Origin of the sequence: Serratia sp. X10 (genome assembly GCF_017811775.1) — a bacterium.
Taxonomy (GTDB): domain Bacteria; phylum Pseudomonadota; class Gammaproteobacteria; order Enterobacterales; family Enterobacteriaceae; genus Serratia; species Serratia ureilytica.
This window is the reverse complement of record NZ_JAEIOH010000002.1, coordinates 493311-516489: the sequence shown is the minus strand read 5'-3', so window position 1 is coordinate 516489 and position 23179 is coordinate 493311. Positions and strand designations below refer to the sequence as shown.

Annotated in this window: 18 protein-coding genes; 1 reads left to right on the top strand and 17 read right to left on the bottom strand. The window is 57.5% G+C overall.

Going from position 1 to position 23179, the window contains the following annotated elements; translation table 11 throughout:
• Nucleotides 1–22: 22 nt before the first annotated feature.
• From icmH to J9788_RS07815, 16 genes are all read right to left on the bottom strand, one after another.
• Entirely contained in the window at nucleotides 23–1534 is a 1512-nt protein-coding gene (gene icmH, locus J9788_RS07890) for a type IVB secretion system protein IcmH/DotU (protein WP_182264221.1), read from the bottom strand.
• Complete coding sequence (gene tssK, locus J9788_RS07885; RefSeq protein WP_044030911.1) at nucleotides 1531–2889, bottom strand: type VI secretion system baseplate subunit TssK; 1359 nt, start codon at nucleotides 2887–2889, stop codon at nucleotides 1531–1533. The genes icmH and tssK overlap by 4 nt, the downstream gene beginning before the upstream one ends.
• Nucleotide 2890: 1 nt before the next feature.
• Nucleotides 2891–3397, bottom strand: a complete 507-nt coding sequence (locus J9788_RS07880; protein WP_004935335.1) for a type VI secretion lipoprotein TssJ — start codon at nucleotides 3395–3397, stop codon at nucleotides 2891–2893.
• A gap of 9 nt (nucleotides 3398–3406) precedes the next feature.
• Complete coding sequence (locus J9788_RS07875) at nucleotides 3407–3772, bottom strand: PAAR-like domain-containing protein (protein ID WP_046896502.1); 366 nt, start codon at nucleotides 3770–3772, stop codon at nucleotides 3407–3409.
• Nucleotides 3773–3778: 6 nt separating this feature from the next.
• Nucleotides 3779–4393, bottom strand: coding sequence for a DUF3540 domain-containing protein (locus J9788_RS07870; protein WP_004935341.1), 615 nt, complete (start codon nucleotides 4391–4393; stop codon nucleotides 3779–3781).
• Nucleotides 4386–5540 (bottom strand): pentapeptide repeat-containing protein, encoded by a 1155-nt coding sequence (locus J9788_RS07865; RefSeq protein WP_227414449.1) that lies wholly within the window; start codon nucleotides 5538–5540, stop codon nucleotides 4386–4388. The genes J9788_RS07870 and J9788_RS07865 overlap by 8 nt, the downstream gene beginning before the upstream one ends.
• Complete coding sequence (locus tag J9788_RS07860) at nucleotides 5530–7755, bottom strand: DUF2169 domain-containing protein (protein ID WP_182264220.1); 2226 nt, start codon at nucleotides 7753–7755, stop codon at nucleotides 5530–5532. Before J9788_RS07860 ends, J9788_RS07865 begins: the two co-directional genes overlap by 11 nt.
• 12 nt (nucleotides 7756–7767) lie before the next feature.
• Nucleotides 7768–10029 carry a type VI secretion system tip protein VgrG gene (vgrG, locus tag J9788_RS07855; protein ID WP_004935351.1) on the bottom strand — a complete coding sequence of 754 codons (2262 nt, stop codon included), beginning with the start codon at nucleotides 10027–10029 and terminating at the stop codon, nucleotides 7768–7770.
• Between the two features lie 64 nt (nucleotides 10030–10093).
• Nucleotides 10094–12679 (bottom strand): type VI secretion system ATPase TssH, encoded by a 2586-nt coding sequence (gene tssH, locus J9788_RS07850; protein ID WP_046896500.1) that lies wholly within the window; start codon nucleotides 12677–12679, stop codon nucleotides 10094–10096.
• Nucleotides 12680–12695: 16 nt separating this feature from the next.
• Complete coding sequence (gene tssG, locus J9788_RS07845) at nucleotides 12696–13724, bottom strand: type VI secretion system baseplate subunit TssG (RefSeq protein ID WP_004935359.1); 1029 nt, start codon at nucleotides 13722–13724, stop codon at nucleotides 12696–12698.
• Complete coding sequence (gene tssF, locus J9788_RS07840) at nucleotides 13717–15558, bottom strand: type VI secretion system baseplate subunit TssF (RefSeq protein ID WP_004935363.1); 1842 nt, start codon at nucleotides 15556–15558, stop codon at nucleotides 13717–13719. The genes tssG and tssF overlap by 8 nt, the downstream gene beginning before the upstream one ends.
• 11 nt (nucleotides 15559–15569) lie before the next feature.
• The gene (locus J9788_RS07835) at nucleotides 15570–16016 is read right to left on the bottom strand and encodes a type VI secretion system baseplate subunit TssE (protein WP_015378391.1); all 447 of its coding nucleotides are present in this window, start codon (nucleotides 16014–16016) and stop codon (nucleotides 15570–15572) included.
• Between the two features lie 81 nt (nucleotides 16017–16097).
• The gene (locus J9788_RS07830) at nucleotides 16098–16622 is read right to left on the bottom strand and encodes an Hcp family type VI secretion system effector (RefSeq protein WP_004935369.1); all 525 of its coding nucleotides are present in this window, start codon (nucleotides 16620–16622) and stop codon (nucleotides 16098–16100) included.
• A 231-nt stretch (nucleotides 16623–16853) separates the two neighbouring features.
• Entirely contained in the window at nucleotides 16854–18380 is a 1527-nt protein-coding gene (gene tssC / locus J9788_RS07825; RefSeq protein ID WP_033643662.1) for a type VI secretion system contractile sheath large subunit, read from the bottom strand.
• Complete coding sequence (gene tssB / locus J9788_RS07820; RefSeq protein ID WP_033643663.1) at nucleotides 18377–18934, bottom strand: type VI secretion system contractile sheath small subunit; 558 nt, start codon at nucleotides 18932–18934, stop codon at nucleotides 18377–18379. Before tssB ends, tssC begins: the two co-directional genes overlap by 4 nt.
• A gap of 24 nt (nucleotides 18935–18958) precedes the next feature.
• A complete protein-coding gene (locus J9788_RS07815; protein WP_033643664.1) occupies nucleotides 18959–19924 on the bottom strand; it encodes an ImpA family type VI secretion system protein in 966 nt (321 codons plus the stop codon).
• A gap of 1609 nt (nucleotides 19925–21533) precedes the next feature.
• On the opposite strand from J9788_RS07815, the gene J9788_RS07810 reads away from it, so the two are divergent.
• Complete coding sequence (locus J9788_RS07810; RefSeq protein WP_046896498.1) at nucleotides 21534–21968, top strand: DoxX family protein; 435 nt, start codon at nucleotides 21534–21536, stop codon at nucleotides 21966–21968.
• 47 nt (nucleotides 21969–22015) lie between these two features.
• On the opposite strand, the gene J9788_RS07805 is transcribed toward J9788_RS07810, so the two are convergent.
• Nucleotides 22016–22978: a hypothetical protein gene (locus J9788_RS07805; RefSeq protein ID WP_182264219.1), complete on the bottom strand. Its 963-nt coding sequence runs from the start codon at nucleotides 22976–22978 to the stop codon at nucleotides 22016–22018.
• Nucleotides 22979–23179 lie beyond the last annotated feature (201 nt).

Here is a 23179-nt window from a genome sequence, read left to right as displayed (position 1 = left end):
TATCTCTACGCCGGCGGATGTCTTAGTTATCCTCGGGGACCTCGGCGGCTACCCCTGCCTGATTTAACGTTGCAGACGGTGAAGCCATCTCCCTCTCGCCGATTTTCCAAAGGATGTCCACGCGGCGGTTGCGGCGGCGCCCTTCTTCCGTCGCGTTGTCGTCCAGCGGCTCCTGATCGCCCTTGCCGACCGATGTCACGGTGCGGTTGTATTTACTGTTGGCCAAGGATTCGCGCAGCTTGTCGGCCACCGTCTGCGCGCGCGCCTCGGACAGTTTCAGGTTGGAGTTGTTGGAGGTGTTGCGATACGGTTTGTTGTCGGTATGCCCGATGACCTCCAGATCGCCCGGCCACGGTGCCAGCGCCTCCCCCAAACGCTCGATGTTGCGTTTCTTTTTAAACTCTTCCGACAGCTTCGACTGCCCGGTGGCGAATGCGCCGTCAGAGGTGAAGATCAACAGCCAGCCGCGCGGATCGGCGCGCACCTCCAGCCACCCTTCGCTGAGGATTTGCGGCAGCGGCTGCGGCAGCGTCTCCATGATGTTGATTTTGCGCGGCTGCGGCGGCGTCCAGGCCAAAATGGCGTTGCGCAGCGCGCGGGACTGATCGTGCAGATACCAGGCGGCCGAGGCATACGCCAGCAGCGCGATGGCCAGGCCGTAGCACAGCAGCTTCAGCGGCGTGATGCGGGTCGCCTTGCGCACCACTTTGCTCGGCTCGGCATCGGCCAGCGTCTGCGTCGGGTTCTGGCTGTACAGATAGCCGTCAAGACGGTTGCGCACATCGGCCAACAACACCGCGCCGCGTTCCATCACGTGATATTGCCCTTCGAAGCCCAGCGACAGGATCAGATCGTAAAACGCCAGGATCTCCTTGTTGCGCGGCGAGGCGGCCAGATAGGCCTGCAGGTGCTCGAAGCACTTTTCCCCGCCCCAGGCGTCACGATAAAACTCCACCAGCAGACTGAGATTCAGTTCGCCGGATTCGAGCGTGCTCATGCAGCACTCATCCACGTAGGAGCACAGCAGATAGGCCAGCTTGTCCACATCGCTCGGCGCGATGTGATCCGCCAGCAGCGTCTGCTGAAATTGTTGGATCTCGCGCACGATCTGCGCGCGCACCGCGCCCGGGTTCAGCTGTTTCTGATCGCGCACCCGCTCCACCTGCAGCAGAACCGGGATGGCGGCGGCGATCAACGGGTTGTCCCAATGCCCCATCATCACACCGGGCTTGCTCAGCGCGGCGCGGCCAAACAGCCCGCTCGAGGTCGGCGCCGCCTCGGCCGGGCGCTCGCCCGGCGCGGGCTCGCTGTTTTCCGGCGCAACGCTTTCCGCTTCATAAGGCTTGGGTTCGGGGGGCGTCGCCACCCCGGCGCTTCCCGGCCGCAGCTTGGCGGCCAGCGCCCGCGCGCCGAAGGACAGCGCGGCGATCTCCGCCGTCGTTTTGCCCACCGAGCCGGACGCGGGAAGGCGCGGCGTCGCGTTGTTGCGCGTTACCGCCATCGCCTCGCGTATTTTTCTCTCGAATTCGTTCATCCCACCCTCCCTTGCCTTAATCCCCAGACGTCAAAACGCAGGTCGGGGAAATCACCCACGATGCTGAGCGCCATCGCCGAGCCGGCCATCATTTCCTTATAAATCGGGTCGGCATGATCAACCTCGAAATAGATGCTGTTCGGGTAATACGGTATGTGCCGCGGCGGCGAAGCCATCGGCAACAAGCGAGCGCCCGGTAATTGCAGATCGATCAGCTGAATGATTTTCTCGACCGGCCCCAGTTTGACCTGCGCGGGGAAATACGAGCGCAGATGCTCGATGGACAAACCGCAGCTGACGGCGAACACCAGTTTTTCCAGGCGCAGCTGCGAGTCGTTCGGGCACAGATAAATGCTGTCGCCGCGATCGGTAAACGGCAACGCCACCGCCGGCGCTTCGATCACCAGCGACAGCGCGCGGCGAATCGAGGCGAACAGCTGGAAGTAGCAGTTGTGCGGTTCATCGTGCAGATACACCAAATCGGCCCGATCCCAGAGGCGTTCGCCGCCGGGAATGATGCTGAGCCGCCCCAGCAGGCTCAGCAACGTGTCGAACAGGGTTTCAGGATGCACCTGCGGGCTGGCCAGCAGTTGGCTGATGCGCAAATTGAACTCGCTCAAGGTTTGCAGCAACAGCAGTTCCAGCAGCTCGGAAAGCCCGCCGATCGTCATATGCACGTCCGGGCGGAAAACCGACTCCAGACGCTGGCTGATCAGCCCAAGCAATTCGGTGGTGAAAGCGGGCAGCCAGCCGATGGCGCGGAAATCCAGCATCGGCGGCAAGGCGCGCTCATCCAGCAGCACCCGACGATCGCTGGTGAGCTCGCGCACGAAACCGACCGGCAACACGCTTTCCGCGCTGCTGACCGCGTCCTCCAGGCTTAGCCGCGTCACCAGGCTGCCCAGTTGCATCGTGCACACGCGCGGGGTCCCTTCCAGGCTGACGCCGTGGTTGCGATCCGGCACCTCGGCGTCCATGGTGCGAAAACGGCTGCTTTTTCGCGCATCCTGGATAAGATCGATCTGGGCGTTGCCGGCGATGTCCATCAGCACGGACAGGCACACCACTTTCCCCTGGCAGCCTTCTCCCAGCACCAGCGGCGGCGGCAGCGGAATATCCTCAGGCATGCTGAACGCCGTGCCGTCGGGGAAAACGCCCTTGGCTTTCTTCAGCGCAAACTTGCCCTGTTCCAATAGCCCGTTGTCGATCTCCAGCGTCAGGAACCCCCAGGTGAAGGTTTCGACGCTGCGCAAGCGCGCTTCAATCAAGTGCTCGAAAAAACGTTCCTGCTGCTGGAAATGCTGCGGTTCCATCAACATGCCTTCTACCCAGGCGACGCGTTGTTTAGGTAACATGTCATTCATCCATTTTGTCGTTAGTCACTATGCTGAGTGACGTCATCCCCACCATCACCTTCATTTGCGAATCAGCCTGCGCAGGGGACTTTTGCTCGGCGAGCGGCAACACGCCGCTGATTTGCTGAAACTCCGCCCCGACGACGACCCATCGCTCTTGCCCCGCCGGCACCTCGAAGCGATAACGCAACGTCTCCCTCGGTTGCAAAATGCTCTGGTGCCGGCTCAGCGCCCCTTCCGACGGCGCCGTCTCGCGGCAAGGAGCGCCGTCGCCAATCCCCTCGGGCATCCACCCCGAGCGATTGGTTTCTATCACGCATACCTTGACCGGTTGCGCCTCGCCGGCCGCATTCGGGTTCACGTTGTCGTTGGCGGTCACTTCGACGTCGATAAACCGCAACCGACGCCCCGCGTCCGCTGCCTCGTCGTGAGAAAACCAGCTGCATCCGCCGAGCATCCCCACCGCCAACAATCCCCCTGCCGCGACTCCCCGAAGCGTCTTCACCATGTTGAACTCCTATGCATTAACGAAACATTTGGTCTGGCTCGGCGCGACCTGAGTGGCGACCATGTTGTTATTGTTCGTTGTGCTGGAATCGCCTAGCCGCGTGACCGGCATGCCGCCGGTGAAATACTTGCCCGATCCCTGCACCGGCTGCATCTGGGCCGAATGCGTCCCGGAGGCGGCGCCGATCACCCCGCCCGAATCGACGGTGGCCGCGCGAATGCTGCCGAGATTCTGTTCATTGCCGCCGCAAAGGAAATAGTTAGGCACGTTCGGTATGCCGGTGTTGTTGGGCGCGGTGTTCGGGCCCGGCGCCGGTATCATCGGGTCACAGCCGGCAAAGCTGATCCCGGCCATGTTGTTATTAGCTGCAGTCATGGTGGTTTACCCCATATGTATCTGGCCGCCGTCGATCTTCAGCACCGCCGAAGACTTCAGGGAACCAATTTCACTGTTGATGACGAGGGATTGCCGCGCATCCTGAATGATGTGCTTCGCCAGCACCTCGTCGGTTTCCTCCACCCGCCGGCTCGCGTGCTTGCTGCGCACAAACAGGCGTTGAGAGATTTGGTGCAGCGTTTCGGCCACCCAACGGCTGCTGCGCGTCAGCAGCGTGAAGTGCGGGCTGCGCAGCGTCAGCCGCTTGCCGCCCTGCAGCTCGATCTCCGGCGCCACGATGCGCAAGTTGGCGCAGCGGCTGTCCAGCGTCATGACGGCGTTCGCCTGTTGCCGCGACAAGATCTCGGTGATGACCAACTTATCGCCGTCGGCGATGACGCAAACGCGATCGCCCGCCAGCGGCTGAACCAGACAGCTGGTAGCGACCGCCAGACAATGGGCGCGCATGCCGTCGACATACAGACTGCCGTTAGCGTCGGCCGCCAGCGTCACCACCTTGCGCCCCCCTTGTTCGGGAAGCGGAGCGCTGCGCACCAACTGCAAAGGCGTCACCCTGGCGTTGGCATAGACCTTCTGATGCTCTCTTCTGGATTTATACATATCTGCTTACTCCTGTTGGCCGTTGATACGACGGTTGCCGCGGCCCCGGTTGTTGATGCGCATACCAGGCGTCGATCGCACTCAAGAACGGATCGGCGGTCAGCGGCACGTTTTCGGCGCGATGACGCTGCGCGCCATGCAGGCGAGCACTCTGTTGCTGAGCGGCGGTCAGCGGCTGTTCGATCAGGTTCGCTTCCCGCAGTTCGGCCTGCTCAAGATTGGCTAACGCCAGATCGCACGCCCTGAATTCCGCTTGCGGCAAGATGGCACGCCCCCAGTTGGCGCCGCCCATCGCGCATTCGCTGAACCGGGCCTTCTGCCCCTGCGCCAGGGTCAGCGTCGCGCGTTCGAAATCGCAGCGCAGCGCCTGCGCTTCAGCGAAGATCGCCGAGGTCAGATCGCTGTCGGCGAACGAACACCCCTCCAGCTCGCTGCGGTGAAAACTGGCGCCCTGCAGCTGTAGCTGCGCCAAAGTGCAGCCCGACAGGCGACAGGTGAACCAGATGCGCGCCTGCCCCGCGATCGTCTGCCAGCTGCACGTCTCCAGCCGGCAGCTCCCCATGATGTGGCGCTCGAGGGTCGACGCCTGCCACAGGCACTGCGTAAGTTGGCAGGCGTACCAGTTGGCGTCCTGTATCACGTCCTGGTGAAACATCAGGTTGGTCAGGGTGCTGGACTGCACGGCCAGATGCCCCAGGCTGCTGCGTTCAATTTCCGCGCCGTTGACCTCGCACCGGATCAAACCGCAGTCATCCAGCAGACAATCGCCGACGTAACACCCCTGCAGCGCGGTGTCGTTGCACGCCAAATTGCACAGCAGCCCCTGTTGCAGCGTCAGGTTGTCAAACCGGCATTCGTTGAACGACAGGCTCATCAGGCTGCCGCCGACCACGTTGACCTGCTGCAGGGTGCAGCCCTCAAAGCGCACCGCCCGCAAATCACAGCCTTCAAACGTGACGCGTTCGAAATGACAGTCGATGAAAAAGCAGTCGCTCAGCGTCAACCCTTTCAGCTCGCGATCGTGGAACCGGCGTTTCTTGAAGATCCGCGGCATGGGCGGCGTCTGCGCCACCGCCTGGGCGACCTCCAGTTCGATCGCCTCTCGGTCAGGCAGCGCCTGTTGAATCACGCGGCTTTCAGTTTTCATGCGCATAGTCCCCATGAATGATTCTGCGCGGCACCCAACACGCGCGCTCCAGCAGACAGCCGCTGAACCGCGTGCCGGCGTCCTGCCAGGTCATCGCCAGATGCGCCGCCGCCAGATTGCACTGGTCAAATTCCGCATCGCGCAGATCGGCGTTATAAAACAGGCCTTGCTGAGCGCTGCTGTTTTGCCAACGTGAGTGCGTCAACAGGCTGTCTTTAAACCGCACGCCGGCCAGATCGCAGCCGGCGATCGCGCAGGCCGTCAGATCGGCCTCGTCAAAGTTGCATTCAGTGAAAACGCTGTACAGCAGTTGGCACCTCTCCATGCGCGCCGCTTTCAATCCCACTTTGGTGAAACAGCTATCGCTGAACACGGCGTGGGAAAAGTTCGCCTGCATGCCCGCCGTCAGGCTCTCGACGCGGCAGCGTTCGAACCGCACGCCGCGCCAGTTGCCGCCAAGGAACGAGTTTTTGGTGAGCGTCATCTCCAGCGCAACCGCCTCTTCGGCGAGGCAGCGGTTAAACACGCACGCGTCCAGCTCGCCTTGCAGAAACTGCGCGCGGATCAGCGTCGCGCCATTAAACATGCCGTTGCCGATCGCCGCGTGTTCAAAGCGGCTCGCGGTGAAATCGCCCCGCTCGAAAACGCAGTTATCCAGCTTCACGTGGTCGGCGCGCAGGCCTTGCCCCTGAGGCTCCGCCAGCGTCACCCGCTCGAAGACCGCCTCTTGCCACACGCTTTCCGCCAGCAACGGCTTTTGCAGCGTGCACGAGATCAGGCGGATCTGGCGCAGCGACGCCTGCGTCAAATCGACCGCATCAAAAACGCAGTTTTCGAAGGTGCAGCCGTCGAGGGAAGCCTGCGAGAAATCGCAGCGCTCAAAGCGGCACTGCAGAAAATGCCGGCCCGACAGCGCCTCGCAGCGCAAACCGGTGAAAGTCTTCCCTTCCACGGTCGCGCTATCGGGGAAAAACGCGTCATTGCCATCTTCGGCAGGAAGATCCGGTAAATCGGGCAACGTCACGGAGGCGGGCTCCGCCGCCGCTTGTTGCTGGTGCAAGGCGATCGCCTCGCGAATGCGTTGATAGAACACGGCGGAATCGCCCAGAGAGGTGGGCGACGGATCGTAACGCAAATCGCTGGGGTGATCCGACACCGCCTGGATGACGTTCAACCCCATCTCCGCCGGCATCAGATCCGGATCGAACAGAAACTCAAAGGGCGAGGCGTCATCGTCGCTGCGCTTGCGGAATACCTGTTGGAAATAGTCGAACGAGCGCGGCGCATCGCAGCGATCCAACGCCAGCATGACGGACTCGATGGACTCGTCCAGCAGATGCGTCAACGGCGCATTGCCGGTGAAGATAAGCAAAGCGATGTCGCTGTCGGGCAGGAACCACAGCGTTTTGCGCTGCAGCTCGATTTCCTCGAGGCTGTCGCTATCGTGACGGCGGATGAACGCCCGTCCGCACACCGCCGGCAGCTCGCCGCGAATCGCCTCGCTTTGCGCGCCGACGCCCTGCAGCTCGAAGGGCACCCGATCCGGCCACGCCGCTTCCGGCAACCACTGCGCCGGCGGCGCCATCTGGAAATAACGCCGATCGATATTGGCCGGCAGCCCGGGGAATACCGTCTCGAGATAGGCTTTGCCGGCGATCTGGCCCGCCACCTTATCGATGTGCGCCTTGCGCAGCGCAAACTCGTGCGGCACCGGCGCCGGCGCCGCCAGCGGAGAGCGCTCCTGCGCGGTGCCCTCGGCGGACAGCGTCATCAGCAGCGGCCGCAGCCCGTCATTGCAGCCGCGGCCAAACGGGTTCTCCTTGTTGTCTTTGCCGCCCCAGGCGGAGGTGTGATCCAGCGGCACGCTGAGGAAGGGTTCCACCTCCATCGCGCCGCGCCGTCCCTCGCCCTCGACCCGCCAACGGCGCTTCAGCCCGCCGATGTCGGCGCTGACATTCAGCGTTTTCACCGGCTGACCGATACCGGCATGGCCGGCGATCAGGTATTCGGCGAACGGCTTCGGCTCGGCAACATCCAATATCGGCAGGCTGAGCGGCACGCGCTTCCACGCCTCCCAGATTTCGGCTTCGTTCACGAAGTGTTCAGGCCGGGACAGGTAGCATCCGGCCACGACGCTGATGCCGAGCCGGCTGTCTGTCCCGATCTGGTAACTTCCTTTAATCGCCACCAATTGCTGTGGCCGTATGATTCTCATTGCCGCGCCTCGTTAGTTTTTGCTTTGCATCCCGACTTTTTTCAAATCGACGCCGGTCTCGGACAGTGACGCGCCGGTATAGCTGATCGACACCCCTGTCGTGCTGGTGCTGCTGCCGGTATTGCTGACGCTGCTGCCGGTATTGCTGACGCTGCTGCCGGTGCTGCTGACGCTGCTGCCGGTGGTGCCGACGCTGCTGCCGGTGGTGCTCACACTGCTGCCGGTGGTGCTGATGCTGCAGCCGGTGGTGCTGGTCGACGATCCGGTGGTGCTGATGCTGCAGCCGGTGGTGCTGGTCGACGATCCGGTGGTGCTGACGCTGACGCCGGTAAAGCTGGTGCTGCTGCCGGTCTGGCTGGTGCTGACCGTGGTGTAGCTGTTGCTTTCGCCGGTCATGCTGTTGCTGATGCTGGTGAAGGAGTTGCTTTCGCCGGTCATCGAGTTTGATACGCCGGTGCAGCTGGTGCTCTGCCCGGTGAACGAGGTGCTCAGCCCGGTGAACGAAGTGCTGACACCGGTAAATGACGTGCTCACGCCGGTGAACGAGGTGCTGACGCCGGTGAACGAGGTGCTCACGCCGGTGGCGGTGAGGCTGACGCCGGTCATCGACGCGCTGACGCCTTTAATCGAGGCGTCAAACCCGGTAATGCTGAAGACGTAATCCTTGTAAGAGACGTGGTTGGTGAACCAGTCGGTAAAGGTGCGGCGGATGATGTCAAACTTGTCCATTCCCACCTCGGTGGCCTGGTTGCGCTCCACCGTGGTTTGCAGATCGCGTTCGGCATGCAGCATGACGCGTTCGTTGTTGCGGTTGTCATCGAAGGTCAACTGGCTGGCATGCTGCGGCTTGCCGAAACGCAGCGAACGCGACACCATGCCCGAGTAGTTGATGTATTCAGGTAACTGATAAGGCGGCGGGTTGTCGCCGTTATACACAATCCCGGTCACCATCGGACGATCGAGATCGCCGTCGACATAGGTCACCAGCACTTCCTGGCCGACGCGCGGCATGGCGATCACGCCCCAGCCTTTCCCCGCCCAGGCCTGCACCACGCGGATCCAGCAAGAGCTGTCTTCCTCGGTGGTTTTGTAGCGATCCCAGTGGAAATGCACGCGGATGCGCGCAAATTTGTCGGTATGCACTTCGGAGTTGGGCGCGCCGACCACGGTGGCGCTCTGGATGCCCGGCATCTGCGGCTTTGGCGTTTCGCGCAGCGGGCGGAACGGCACGTCGTCGTTCAACGCATTGAAACGGCAGGTGACGTTGCGGCCGTCGCTGCTGCTGTCCGGGCCGTCTTGCACGAACACATAGTCGCAGCGAGTCAGCTTGAAACGGCGGTTGCGGTTGGCGTCCGGATGCAAAATCAAGGAGAAATCCTTGCCGGCCATCAGCCCGACGGCGTTGCTCTCGCCAAACAGCAGGTGACCATCGCTTTGCATTTCTTCCAGGCGCAGCCGCGCCAGGTTTTCACCGCGTTCGGTATCCACATAACCCGCCGCGTAGTCGTACCACTCCAACGGGGTGTTCTGCAGGCCGAGGCGGCTCTCTTCCACCTTGGTTTGCAGGTTCTTGCGCGGGTTCTGGAAGTCAAAGTCGCGCAGCACGATTTCATTCGGGCGCACTTTGCGTGAACGCTGGATGCGCTGGATCCCTTCGCGGATGGCGCGGTTTTCTTCGCTGTCCGGCATGAACGGCAACACGGCGTAACCGAAATCCAGATCGTCGAAATTCTGCCGGTCGGTGATCACCAGCGTGTGTTTATCCTCGGCGTGATCGAAGTAATACCAGATGCCTTCGTCTTCCAGCAGGCGGCTGATAAACGCGAAATCCGTTTCGGAAAACTGCACGCAATATTCACGCGTCGGATAAGTGCCTTGAATATCCAGACGGTAGTCGGCGAAACCGTAGCGCGAGAAGATTTGCTCGATGATGTCGAGCACGTTCAAATCCTGGAAAATGCGGCTATTGCGGTTTTGCATCAAAAACCACAGCCAGGTGCTCAGCTCCAGCTTATAAACGAACTTATCCTGATGCTGCCCCGAATCGGAGGCGCCGATCACGTAAGCGTAAAACGGCCGCGCGCCGAAATCCGGCCTTTCTATTTGAATGCTGATCCCTTGACCCAGCAGAGATTCATAATCAACGTCCGCCTGTTCACATTCGAATTCGAGCGTATATTGCGAGTTGCTCGACAACCCTTCTTTGGTGGTGAAGCTGAGTGGAAACGCATTTAATTCGGCTAACACCGGGTTATCAATTTCGATTAAAGGCATAACAACCTCTCTGATCCGATATCGAACCCCGCCCCGCATTTGCGGGCCGGCGGCAAATTAAAAATCAGTCGAAATAAACACTTAAACTATCGTTCTCGACCATGAGTTGGATATTCTGCAGTTCCTGTCCCGTCCGTTTGCGCTGCAGCACTTCATTGCTGATGGGCGGCAAAATCGCCTGCTGCAGCAGCGACTCGACCGCTCTGCCGCGCGAAGGATGGGCGCTGATGCGTTTGGCTATCCAGCCTGGAATGTCGCCTTCCAGCACCAGCGACACGCCCACTTCTTTGTGCAAACGCTGTTGTAAACGCGAAATCTGTTTGGTGGCGATATGGGTTATCGCTTCGGTAGAAAGCGGCACGTAGGGAATGACGTTCATGCGCGCCAACAGCGCCGCCGGGAAGAAGCGCGCCAGCACGTCGTGCAGCATCGGCCGCAGCGCTTCGGTTTTCAGATCCGGCGTTTCCGCCAGCGTCGCTTCTATTTCGCCGGCGCCGATATTACTCGTCATTAAAATGAAACACTGGCGGAAGCTGATCATGCGGCCCTCACCGTCTTCCATCACGCCCTTGTCGAAGACTTGATAAAACGCCTCGTGGATATCGGGATGCGCCTTGTCGAATTCGTCGAGCAAGACGATGGAATAAGGTTTGCGGCGCACCGCCTCCGTCAACTTGCCGCCCTTGCCGTAGCCGACATAGCCCGGCGGCGCCCCTTTCAGGGTGGAAACGGTATGCGATTCCTGAAACTCGCTCATATTGAAGACGATCAGGTTATGCGCGCCGCCGTACATCGCCTCCGCCAGCGCAAACGCGGTCTCCGTTTTGCCAACGCCGCTCGGGCCGGACAGCATGAAAACGCCCAATGGCCGATCGTGCGCCTGAATGCCGGCGCGGGAGATGCGCACCGCCTGCGCGATTTCATCGATCGCCGTCTGCTGGCCGAATATCTGGCGGCTCAGCAGTTGGTTGAGATTGAGCGCATTGTCCAGATCGCTTTGCAGCATGCGGCCGGTGGGGATGCCGGTCCAATCCGACAACACCTCCGCCACGACGCGGTCGTCCACCCACGGATACACCAACGGCAGACCGCCGTCTTGCAAGGCTCCCAGCTCGGAGGCCAACTGCGGCAAGCGCTCCGGCGACTGCCGCTCCGCGTCGAGCAAGGTGGTGACCGCCTGTTGCTCCTGCGCCTGCCGCTGACGCAGCGCAGCCAGTTCGCCTTCCATGTCGCTGAGGGTCTGCTGCAATTCAGTGATGCGGGTAAGCGCCAGATCGTCGAATTTGCTTTCCTCCTGCAGGCCGTTCATTTCGGTGCGCTTCACCGCCAACCCGGCCTCGAGCGACTCGATTTTTTCAGGCAGCGCATGCTGGCTCAGCGCCACCCGCGCGCAGGCGGTGTCCAGCAAGCTGATGGCTTTGTCCGGCAGTTGCCGCGACGGCAGATGGCGCAGCGACAAATGCACCGCCGCCTGCAGCGCCGACTCGCGGATCTTGACGCTGTGGTGCTGCGCAAAATGCGGGGCGATGGCGCGCATCATGTTCACCGCATTCTCTTCGTCGGGTTCAGAAACCAACACGTACTGGAAACGGCGCGTCAGCGCGGCGTCCGGCTCGATGAACTGTTTGTATTCCGACCAGGTCGTCGCCGCCACCATGCGCAGCGCCCCCCTGGCCAGCATCGGTTTCAACAGGTTGACGGCGTCGCCGGTACCGGCCTGCCCGCCGGCGCCCACCAGCGTATGCGCCTCGTCGCAAAACAGGATCACCGGCACCGCCGAATGCGCGATGGCGTCGATCAGCGCTTTCAGGCGCGATTCGAATTCGCCCCTCATGCTCGCCCCGGCCTGCATGCGCCCCAGATCCAAAGACAGCAGCCGGGCGCCCTGCAGCAGCGGCGGCACCTGCCCCTGGGCTATCTTGCAGGCCAGCGCTTCCGCCACCGCCGTTTTGCCGACCCCGGCTTCGCCCACCAAAATCGGGTTGTTCTGCCGGCGACGCAGCAAGATGTCGATCACCTGGCGCAGCTCCGCTTCGCGGCCAATCACCGGGTCGATTTCACCGTCGCGCGCCTGGCGGGTCAGATCGGCGCACCATTTATCGAGAATATCGACCGTCTCAGACGCCTCAGGCGCATCGCCGTGGGCGCTGTAGACCTCTTCTTCCTCTTCCTCATGCTCGACGGACTCCGCCAGAATCGCCGGATAATCGTCGAACAGTTGCGGGATCGGCAGTTTTTTGAACTCGTCGCTCAGCCGGTACAGGCTGCGCTGCAACGTGGGATCCTGCAGAATGCCGACCAGGATATGAATGGTGCGCACCCCGCCGGACGGCGTTTCGGCGAGCTGGCTCATCAGCAGCCCTCTTTCCACCACCGTTTCCAGTTGCGTCGACAGATCCACCACCGCATTCGTCCGGTTAGGCAAGGTATGAAGAATGCGATCCAACGCATCGCTGATGCGCTGACTGTTGATGGCGTAGTGCGCCAGGATCATCGGCAAGTCGCCGCGTTCCTTGTCCACCAGGACTTTCAGCCAGTGTTCCAGCTCCACGTATTCGTGCCTGAAGGTTCGGCACAGCTTGGTCGCTTCGACGAACGACTGATAGGCAAAGTGGCCCAATCGCGAAAAAAGACGTTCTCGTTGATACACCTTAAATTTCCTTATATTAAGTTGTTGATTGATAAACCAGCTGCCTAAACGTCCCTGTCTTAGGTTTCAGCCAGCTGTCTTTACTCAGCGACTTGCCGCCCAGCTGCGCCGCCATGCCCGGCTCCGTGGCAATCAGCAGGCTGACATCCAGCATCAGCTGATGGCTCGTAAAGTCATGACAGATGCTCACCAGCGCCTGCAGCCGCCGGCTGCCGCGCTGATACTGCTGATACTGCGGGGCCCCCAGCGGGCCGATCTGAATATGCGCGCCGTACTGGGCATCGAAAAAGCGGCTGCCGATGCGCGTGCTGCCCAACTTGCCCAGCTTTTGGCTGCCGCTTTGCTTGCCGTCGTCGATCCACTTGGCGTAGCGCGGCGTAATCGTGATGGGAACGGCGAAATAGGCCGCCAACATCTTGTTGAGCTGCCGCAGCGAGCGGCGACCGGGCAGATAAGTGCCGGGGTACGCCTCGCGCAGGCGCTGGATATGCGGGTTCACCGTCAGCGCCGTATCGACGCCCACCGTCTGGCGCAAATGGCGCAAGAACGGGTTTTTGTCATCGTCATGCTCATGGCCGATCATCGCCTTCAGCTGCGCCCAGGCCCGGTAGTGCAATACGGCGAAGCGCTGGCTGACGATGCCGACGAACTGCTGGAACGCCTGGTTGCGTCTGGCGATGACTTCGGTGCGCGCGTGCTCGGTCACATGGATCGGCAGCGGGCCGTAGGGGGCGAACATGCCGAAATGCCGCGCCTGGATCAGCACTTGCTTAGGGCGCTGCACGATAGAGGCGATTTCACGCGAAGCGAACGCCATATCCGCCGGCTGGGTAATGCAGAGCCTTTCGCGGCTGCGATCGTTGGAGACGCCGAGCCGCGGCGCATCCGGCTGCGCGCGTTCGATACGCCGCAGCAGCTCGAAAAAATCCTGTCGATTGGACAGCCCGCGGATTTCGGCCTGGCCCGCGCTTTCGCTTTGCGCCCCTGGCGTCGGCGCCTGTTCCAACGAGAGCGCCGTTTCACGCATCAACGACATATCAGCCATAGTAGAGCGCCCCCCAGTCGGCGTGGGTTTCCCCATCCAGCAACAGCTTCATGCTTAACGTTTGGTTCAGGTCGCCGTATTGGCTCAACGCGTGGTGCAATATTTTGCCGAACAGATAGGCGCCGTGGTCGGCATGATGGTTGGCGCTTAAGTTGACGGCGATCTCGGCTCCGCGGATCCAGGCCAGCGGCCCCGGCCCCTGATTGCGTTCGAAGTGGTGCTCCACCCAGGCGTTTTTGATGCTGGCGATGCGCTTGCGCTGGCTGGAGTCATCCTGATGGCAGAACAACGACAGCCAGTCGCGCAATAGCGCTGAACAATCCTGAACGTCGGGGCGCGCATGGCGTAGAGGATTGGAGGCCAGCATCTGAATCGCCTGCCACGCCTGGCTGATGTTCGGTACCGCGACCGGGTTGCTCGGGTAGCGGACGATCTCCACCTGGTGGATCGGCATCGCCGTTTCCAGCTGGAAATGCGGCTGCTGAAGGTGCGCCGGCACCAGATGCCGTTCGCATACCAGCGCCTCGACGCTGAGCGACGTGATGTCGTCGATGTCGATGCCGCTTTTGCCCGGCGAGATGGCGATGAAGGTATCTTCGTTGGGCAGGTGCGGATTGTTGTACTTGGAGGGCGACGGCTCCCGGCGACGGTGCAACGTATAACCGGCCGGCTCCCGCTCGCAGTCGTACTGCACGTCGGCCTGCAGGGAAGAGAAAATCACCGGGTTGCCGTCGGGCAGCATGCCTTTCACTTGTTTTACGCTGTGTATCTCATACAGCGAGGTGTTCAAACGATCGACCACCAGCTGGTGCTCCGTGCGCTCGTCCGTCAGCAGCACCGGCGAGCAATGGCGGCGATACAGGTTGATGACCGGGGTCGCGAAAAGATGAAAATCCCTGGCGTTGACGCGACCGATCAGAGTGAGTGGGCGTTGCTCCAGCGCGAACAAGATCTCGAACTCGTGAACGCGTTCACATTGGCGCAGAAAATCCTGCACGCCATGCAGCTCCAGGCTGAAGAAGCGGCTTGGCGCGGCGAAGTATTCACGCATCAGCCGGTTGCCGGGCAGTTCCCCCACCACGGTGGGCAACAAGGCTTCTTCATCGCTGACGCCGCCCAGGCGCAAGCTGTCCGGCGGCAAGACTTTGACGATTGGCCGGTCGTCGCTTTTCGCCCATAGCACGATGCGTAAGGTGCGATTAAGCAACGCGGCCAGCAGTTGATTGGCCCGCACCGTATCTTCCGCCAGCGTCAGGTGCAACGGCTCGAGATCCAGCTCCGAGACGGGAAGCACGCCGTGCGTCGTCAGGCATATCCTGACGTAGGCCGAGCAATCCTGCATGTGTCGGGCGGCGCCGTCAGGCAAATGGTGCGGCGGCAAAATCTCGCATTCCGCCAGTGAAATCTCAACGGGCTGCACTTTAATATGCCGCGCCGTGGTGAACGTGGCGGGTTTGTTGTTCAGCGAGATATCGTTGAGGGTCATGCGGCTCCCGCGCGGCAGGTCAACCTGGCTGTGCCACTGGGGAAAAGAGAGATCGGGCTTAATCGCGACGGTGGCGATCGCGGGAACCGGCGTATACCACAGCGGCGCCAGGCGTGAGAGCATTTGCAGGGCAAATTCCGGCTGCTCATTGTTCAGCTTTTCCTGGATGCGGGTGCAAAGGAACGCGGAGCCCTCCAACAGACGCTCAACGAAAGGATCCAGCACGCCGTCGATATGCATGCCTAAATGCTGGGCGACCTGGGGATGAGAAGAGGCGAACTGACGACCGGCCTCGCGAAAATAACGCAGCTCATCATTATATAATTGGAGAAAGCGCTCACTGAACATAGTCACCCCTATTAATCAAATACGTGTACGGCGCCACAGGAATAATCAAGAGCGATGCGCAAATTAACCAGCATTTCGTCACCCGGTAATGAGCAGGTGCCATAAATATCGAATAAAATCGCCAGCACATACGATTGACGTTCATTCACTACAGGCACCACACGAATCGTTTTCGGATCCAGACGCGGCTCAAACGAAGTAATGATTCTTTGTATATGTCTCGCCAGCGTTAACGGATCGGTATTAATCGGTATGCGTTGGCTCAGCGACGGCAGGCCATAATTCAATACCGAACTTTCGCTGTGCGCATAATCATGAAGTTTCAAATCAGCGCTGCGCGATGCGTCATTCAGTAAAAATTCGATATCACGCACCAAAACACGCCGCCAATTATCGGCGCTGGCGCTTTGATGTCTCACGCTGAGCTTATCGAATAGCATGGGCAATGACGCTTTCATTTAACACCTCGCGATAAGGCTTATGTCTGCCCGCAATCGCTGCGGGCAGACAGCCTGCAATTAGTGTTGTGACATCAATGATCAGATACGGGCATTAAGCTTGAGGTCATACCCCGTCTTAATTACCGCACCCATGGAGCCATCATTGTTTTGCTCTTTGTACTCAACTTCGATACGTGCGAAATTCAGCTTGATAACGTCGGTTGGCAGCACGGTATCGATTTCAGTACCGATGGTGGAATTCAGCGGCATATTACCCACGGTCTTGAATGAAGAAACCAGGCAGTTGCTGAAGGTCACGGCAATGAAGTCTTGCTGACCCTGGCCTGATTTACGGCAAACAAGTTTTGCCTGAGGAATATGCTCGCCGGTGGCGCACATCAGGAACAGTTTCGGCGAAGCCTTGTTGCTCACCATGCGAAACTCAAAGTCTTTCATCTCGACTTTGCCTGAACCGCCGCCGCTCCCGAACCCCCAACGGCCGGCGTTTTCTTCCGCCCATTGCCAGGCTTGCAGCTGAATCCAGCCAGGGTAGGTTTGGTCGGGTGATTCACCATCAACACCCTCAATTTTCAAAAAATAGTCTACTAAAGCTTTCGTGCTCATTTTTTGTCTCCTTGACTGATAGGTCTACTTCGTTAATTGAAAAGTCTATTCAGATAAGTCGTTATATTGCCTACGCGATCATTGAAATAGCGACAATGAGAACCCATTAGCCATTAATAAATAGCAATAGCGTAAAAAACAGCGCCACTAAATTTCAATGAAATATCAATTCCCACCAACGCCATTTAATAATTAACGTCGACAATATCCAAACCAATGACCAGCCGTAACTTATCTGCTCCCATCTTTTTTGGCTGACGGAAGTTTTGATACAAGTCGCAAGGACACGGTCATGCCTTCCAACTGGTAATGCGGGCGCAAATAGAAATGCGCGCGGTAATAACCCGGATCGTCTTCCACATCCTCAACGCGCACCTCGGCGGCGGCTAATGGACGACGCGCCTTGGTCGCCTCGGTCGATACGGAAGGATCGCCATCGACGTAGTTCATCAGCCAGTCATTCAGCCACAGCTGCATATCGTCCCTGGACCGAAAAGAACCGATTTTGTCGCGCACGATGCATTTCAAATAGTGCGCGAATCGGCACGTGGCGAAAATATAAGGCAAGCGCGAAGACAGCTTGGCGTTGGCCGTCGCGTCGGGATCCTCGTATTTCGCCGGCGCGTGCATGGTGCAAGAACCGATAAAAGCGGCGAAATCGGAATGCTTGCGATAGACCAGGGGCAAGAACCCGGCGTCGGAAAGCTCTTGCTCGCGCCGATCGGAAATGGCCACTTCCGTCGGGCACGTCAGTTCATATCCGCCCTCATCGGATGGAAACGCGTAGGCGGGCAGTTCTTCCACCGAGCCGCCGGATTCGATGCCGCGAATCTTCGAACACCAGCCGTACTCATGGAACGCGCGGTTGATGTTGACGCCCATCGCATACGCCGAGTTGGCCCAGGAAAAATCATCATCCACATCCGGCCTGACGGACTCCTCGAAAGCGAACTCTTCGATCGGGTTGGTTTTCGCCCCATAAGGCAAACGCGACAGGAAACGCGGCATCGTCAACACCAGGTAACGCGAGTCGTTGCTTTCGCGCAGGCGGCGCCAGGACGCATATTCCGGCGTGGTGAAAATCTTGCCGATATCCCGCGGGTTGCCCAGTTCGTTCCACTTGCTCATCTGCAGCAGCGACGGCGACGCGGCGGAAATGAACGGACAGTGCGACGCCGCGGAAATTTTCGCCAACTCGGTCAGCAGCGTGACGCTCATCGGGCTGTGATCGAATTCAAAATCGCCGATGATGCAACCGAACGGCTCGCCGCCGAACTGACCATATTCCTGTTCGTAAATCTGTTTGAACACCGGGCTTTGATCCCAGGCGGAGCCCCGATAGCGGCGCAAATTGCGCGTCAGCTCATCCTGACTGATGTTCAACACCCGGATCTTGAGCGTTTCGCTGACGTTGGTGTTATCGACCAGATAACTCAGACCTTGCCAGGCGGACTCCAGCTTCTGGAACTCCTTGTGGTGCAAGATATTGTTCATCTGTTGCGAAAGCTGTTCGTCGATCTGGGCAATCAACGATTCAATGGTCAATACAACATCCTGACTGACCTTGACCTTGCCTTTATTGGCATATTCGGACAGCGTGCCGATAGCCCGACGAACCGCTTCCGAAGCCTCGTTCGTTCTGGGCCGGAATGAACGCTTGAGCAAACCGTCAAGCTCATTTTCCGTTTCCTGCGTTTCAACTTCAGCGACTGCCGTAGCCTGCTGCTTAGCCGAATAGCGTCGTTGCCTCGCTCTCATTCCTCATCTCCTTTATTGCCGGAATCCTGCACATCCTGTTCCGCATCCGCGACCGTTTTACGCGCATCCGTCACCAAACGATGCAGAAAATCGGGTTTCTCCAGCAGATTCTTCACCACTTCTTCCGCGCTGGATTTACCATCCATATAGGTGATCAGCTCCGTGAGATGCTCCCGGGCTTCAAGCAGGCGTTGCATCTGCGGAACCCGTTTGGCGATGGCGCCAGGCGTGAAGTCATCCATCGATTCAAACTCCAATTCCACGTCCAGCAACGCATCGTCTTCGCTCAGGGTGTTCTCTACGTAAAATTGCAGACGAGGCTTGATGGCGCGCATGCGATCGTTGAAGTTGTCCTGATCAAAGGTCAGGAATTTCCGCTCTTCGATCGGCAGCAAAGGCTTTTTCCGATGCCCAGAGAGATCGGACATGACCCCCGTAACAAAGGGCAACTCCACTTTCTTTTGTGAACCGTAAAGCTCTACGTCATATTCAATTTGCACGCGCGGCGCGTTATTTTTACCGATAAATTTCTGAGAGCTTGAGTCCTTAGCCATTGGAAAACTCCTTTGTGATAAAAATTACTTCCCGGACAATTGATTTAACGAGGCCAGAGATTCCGGCAAAAGCTCCTCAACAATCGTCGCGAAGTCCATACCGATCATTTTTTGTGAACGTCGAATAAGAATGGGGGCCGGATGGCTGGGCTCATAGTTTTGGAAATAGTCCAAAACCTGATCCAACAGCAAGATGACATCCTGCCGGGAACGGATATATTTGCCGGGCATGGCGACAGGTGCGTCAGCATCCGGCGAGTCAATCTCCGCGTCATCCCGTTCAGCCGGCAATTCCTGCTGTTCCAGTGAAGCCAGCTGGCGGTTGAACTGTTTCAAATAGTCGCGCACCTGCCGGCAGTCCAAACGATAATCTTCGGCCTGCAGATTGGCGTAATTCTCGACGCGCTCCAGCGCATCGATTTCCAGCGCCAATTGTTCTTTCAGCGAAGGCAGATTTCTGCCGGCAAAATAACTGTCGGCTTGCCCCAGCACCTTTACCACCTCTGAAAAATGCAGGCTTTTGCCTTCCTGCTCGTCAAGCCGCATATTCAGCAGCTCGTCGGTGGTTAACGGCGTGTCGGGAAAAATCTTGCTGTTCTTGATTTCGTGCAGACAGGAGGATGTGGCGAGCCACCCTAATGCGGCCGCATGAAAGCTGTCCGATGAGGGTTCCATATCCGCCTGAGGGAAAATAGTGGCGCCCTCCTCGGCATATTTGGCGTCAATATCCTTAATGCCCTGATAGAAGGCCGAAAAACCGTCGATATGAAGATTGGCGCGCATAAACCACAGCACGACATGTAAATCGAAGCACTGTTCCAGCAACGCGGCAGACTGCTCGCGAATGGCGTGCCAATTGATATCACGCGCATTGTCTACGGCATTAAGCGGATCGGTTTGGCTGTCATATTCCGAAAGCGTGAATTCAATTTCACTGTATCGTGGATCAAATTCGACGCCATTCACTTCCGTTGAGATGACTTCATTCATGGCCTGATATCCTTTTCAATCAGCACTAGAAACATAAAGCCTAATAAAGCGGGCTTTTACGTTCGCCAGTCTTTCCCAGAGTCCTTTTAGCGTAAGTTAGTCGTCATCAAGCTCGCAAATTGTTTAGATGTATTAATATTAACAACAATAATAGATTGAACCTATCAATAGAATCACAGTGATCGGTTTAAACTATTTTACATTTACATATTTATTTTTTCCTTTTAAAATCAATAAATTGCAAACAATAATTATGCAAGCTAAGAATAGGAAAAAAATCAAAAACTGCCATAAAAACAACGTTTCATCCTTGGTAGGATAATTCCAGTAATACCACTGGATACAAATAATTTAATTAGCAAATGATAACCATAGTAAATAGTGAAACTTTTTCATAAAACCATGACAGCCAGTCGTTTCTTGCAAGCGGGTAGCACGCAATGATCAATAGAAGACGATGGCAGTGTGACTTTCATTTCCAGCACTCAGTACTTACACATGCGAAACCTGGTGTGAAAATAAACAATTTGGCGAGAGTTTTGATTATTAATTTTAAAGCTAAAGCACAGATTAACATTCCGCCGTGGTGCACCGAATACCTATTGGTACACAAACAGCCTGGTGGATAAAGCATCGTTCTTTTATAGTTAACTCAGGGTAATGATCAGAATAATTTAAGATTCAATTCCCCTTCATGTGTGTTCTCATACGGCTTACCGCGGCAAAAGCACCACTGCGGTAAAGAGTCTCGCAGACTAAAGTGGCATTAGAGATATCATTTACTATAACCGCGAAATAACCACGTAAGCGCTGCAACGACAGTAACCGTGTTAAGACCAGCGATCTGTTCCATATACAAGAAATGTTTCCCTAACTGATAAGACCACTAATTTGATACTAGCAAAGGCAAACCCAATATCAAGAAAAAATATTATTTTTTTAATAAAAAAATAACAAATCAATATACATAAAACAAACAATTCAATAACTTAAAACAGCGCTGAATCGATTACTTTTACACCAGGAAAAATAGTTCATGGAAATTTACACCCACTCATAACCCCCTCAGTCAATCTCACTCATTCTCTTCGGCATTGAATTGTCATCAAAAAATAAGAAAATCTATAAAAATAAAACCCGCCACTGGCCGTGCGTCCCGCAGGATCAACTTTCGCAAGGCAAAATAAGCAAGATAATTCCCAATAAAAAGGCCGAAAAAAAGCGTTAATGATTTAGCGGTTCAAAATAAAAATAAAGGTAACTCTATTGGGTTATTAAAGCGAAAACGCGCACCTTTTCATTGCAGCAAAAAAACCTTATGAATCTTTACGTTGCCTGTCCTTTGACAATCATTGATGAAAACGCAAATCCGGTAGCCAACATATACAGAAAAGAGATGGGCTACGCGGCGGGCCAACCCTGCCGATGACTTTTCTCATCCCCGGTTCGGCCCGTGCGCACAGGTTATTCCGCCTAAAAATCAGGCCGCATCGCCGGCCTCGTCCGGCGATTTAGCGCCAAGCCCGCCGTTTTCCTGATCCAGAACAGCTTTCGCATTCATCCGACTGATATATTGATTGAAAATCATTCCTATTCAGGAGAAAAAGCCATGGTTAAGTCACTCAATGCGGCATTCACTCGCTTTTTTGACCACCCGGACGCAGGCAAATTGGCGCTCAGGCTAACCTTCGGCGGGCTGATGCTGTTTCATGGCGTCGCGAAAATTCAGCATGGCGTCGGCTGGATCGCCGATGCGTTACAACAACAGGGGCTGCCCGCCTTCATCGCCTATGGCGTATATGTTGGGGAGATCCTGGCGCCGATACTGATCGTTTTGGGGCTGTTCACCCGCCCCGCCGCAGGGGTTTACGCCCTCACGCTGGTGGTGGCGTTTTTGATGGTGGGCACCGGCAAGGTCTTCACCGTCACCGACGTTGGCGCCTGGGGCATTGAAAACGAACTGGTGTTCTTTATGGGAGGGGTCGTCATACTGCTGCTGGGCAGCGGGAAGTATGCCATCGCGCGCAATGAAGCCTATCGATAAACCGCGCTATCAATAAGGAGGTTCCCATCGAACCTCCTTTTTAGGCTTTAAGGCTTGCCGAGCAACGTGTTAGCCATGAAAGACAATAAGGCGGTCGATTGAGGGTAAGCCGCACGATTCTCGGTGACCTCGCGATCAAACCGCCAGTTCATGATGTAAACCACGGGCGCATTGGGATATTGGTTAATAAAATCCCAATACAATTGAATTTGCGCATGCAACTGCTGGTCATTCATTCCTAACGATGCCGTCGAAGGCGGCACCAACACCCACTTTTGCCCGGCAGAGCTCATCGGCGCCAGACGATTGTATGTACTCCACATATCCGCCACCGACCAGTTGTAGTTGTCCACGCCAACCCAGTCGAGCGTGCTTTTTACATTGCTCGGACACGCGGTCGCGGGCGCGCCCTGCTGCATTTCACGGATCAATTCGGCGCTATTGGCATGCCGGTAGGACAAAATGGTGTAAATGGGGATCGCGATCCCATACTGCTGCATAGCCTGACGCAGGGTGCAAACATAGCTGGAATATTGGTAAGCGTCATATTTTCCCGCCGTCTGTAAGGCCGGAACATCGAACGGCTCATCGATAAAATAAATAGCGCCGGGTTTATATTTAGCGGCGGCGATCTTCTTCACCACCGTCCAGATCGCATTCCAGGAACCTGCGGCCTGACAGCTGCTGTTCGAGTCCGCGCCAGAGCAGATATCGATAAACGGCGATCCCGAGAGCGCCCCCGAGCCGGCCTGTATGTTCACGGCGCATGTTCCCTCGGCGCAAACGGGCAGATTGAGGCTTTCCAGGGTGTGCACCACGTTCAGATTGGTCATACTGAAACCGGTGCCGGAAATGGCCTTGAGCGCCTCTGTAGCGCTGAAAGACGGCGTGGCGGTTTCATAAAAATCCAGCCAGTCATAGCCGTAATGCTTGATATTGGCGTTGGGGCCGGCCGCCAGCGCATGGGCACCGAACAGGCACCCGCATAGCAACGCAAAACGTTTCAACATGTTCTTCTCCTTCAAATCTTCATCGTTGTAAGCCAACGGAGGACAGCAAACGGTGCCATCAACCGGAGACGCTATCGTGACACCCGCCATCGACGACGGCCCGCCGTTTGCGTTGTGCTGCAGACGATCGAACGGTGAGGAGGGTTTGAGAAGAAATCGCGCCTATTTTCTTATCGAGCGTCGAGGAAATGAGGGTAGAAA

Bases quoted from the DNA above. Each gene is read 5' to 3' on its own strand.
- icmH (WP_182264221.1), bottom strand. From the start codon at position 1,534: ATGAACGAATTCGAGAGAAAAATACGCGAGGCGATGGCGGTAACGCGC.
- tssK (WP_044030911.1), bottom strand. From the start codon at position 2,889: ATGTTACCTAAACAACGCGTCGCCTGGGTAGAAGGCATGTTGATGGAA.
- J9788_RS07880 (WP_004935335.1), bottom strand. From the start codon at position 3,397: ATGGTGAAGACGCTTCGGGGAGTCGCGGCAGGGGGATTGTTGGCGGTG.
- J9788_RS07875 (WP_046896502.1), bottom strand. From the start codon at position 3,772: ATGACTGCAGCTAATAACAACATGGCCGGGATCAGCTTTGCCGGCTGT.
- J9788_RS07870 (WP_004935341.1), bottom strand. From the start codon at position 4,393: ATGTATAAATCCAGAAGAGAGCATCAGAAGGTCTATGCCAACGCCAGG.
- J9788_RS07865 (WP_227414449.1), bottom strand. From the start codon at position 5,540: ATGAAAACTGAAAGCCGCGTGATTCAACAGGCGCTGCCTGACCGAGAG.
- J9788_RS07860 (WP_182264220.1), bottom strand. From the start codon at position 7,755: ATGAGAATCATACGGCCACAGCAATTGGTGGCGATTAAAGGAAGTTAC.
- vgrG (WP_004935351.1), bottom strand. From the start codon at position 10,029: ATGCCTTTAATCGAAATTGATAACCCGGTGTTAGCCGAATTAAATGCG.
- tssG (WP_004935359.1), bottom strand. From the start codon at position 13,724: ATGGCTGATATGTCGTTGATGCGTGAAACGGCGCTCTCGTTGGAACAG.
- tssF (WP_004935363.1), bottom strand. From the start codon at position 15,558: ATGTTCAGTGAGCGCTTTCTCCAATTATATAATGATGAGCTGCGTTAT.
- J9788_RS07835 (WP_015378391.1), bottom strand. From the start codon at position 16,016: ATGAAAGCGTCATTGCCCATGCTATTCGATAAGCTCAGCGTGAGACAT.
- J9788_RS07830 (WP_004935369.1), bottom strand. From the start codon at position 16,622: ATGAGCACGAAAGCTTTAGTAGACTATTTTTTGAAAATTGAGGGTGTT.
- tssC (WP_033643662.1), bottom strand. From the start codon at position 18,380: ATGAGAGCGAGGCAACGACGCTATTCGGCTAAGCAGCAGGCTACGGCA.
- tssB (WP_033643663.1), bottom strand. From the start codon at position 18,934: ATGGCTAAGGACTCAAGCTCTCAGAAATTTATCGGTAAAAATAACGCG.
- J9788_RS07815 (WP_033643664.1), bottom strand. From the start codon at position 19,924: ATGAATGAAGTCATCTCAACGGAAGTGAATGGCGTCGAATTTGATCCA.
- J9788_RS07810 (WP_046896498.1), top strand. From the start codon at position 21,534: ATGGTTAAGTCACTCAATGCGGCATTCACTCGCTTTTTTGACCACCCG.
- J9788_RS07805 (WP_182264219.1), bottom strand. From the start codon at position 22,978: ATGTTGAAACGTTTTGCGTTGCTATGCGGGTGCCTGTTCGGTGCCCAT.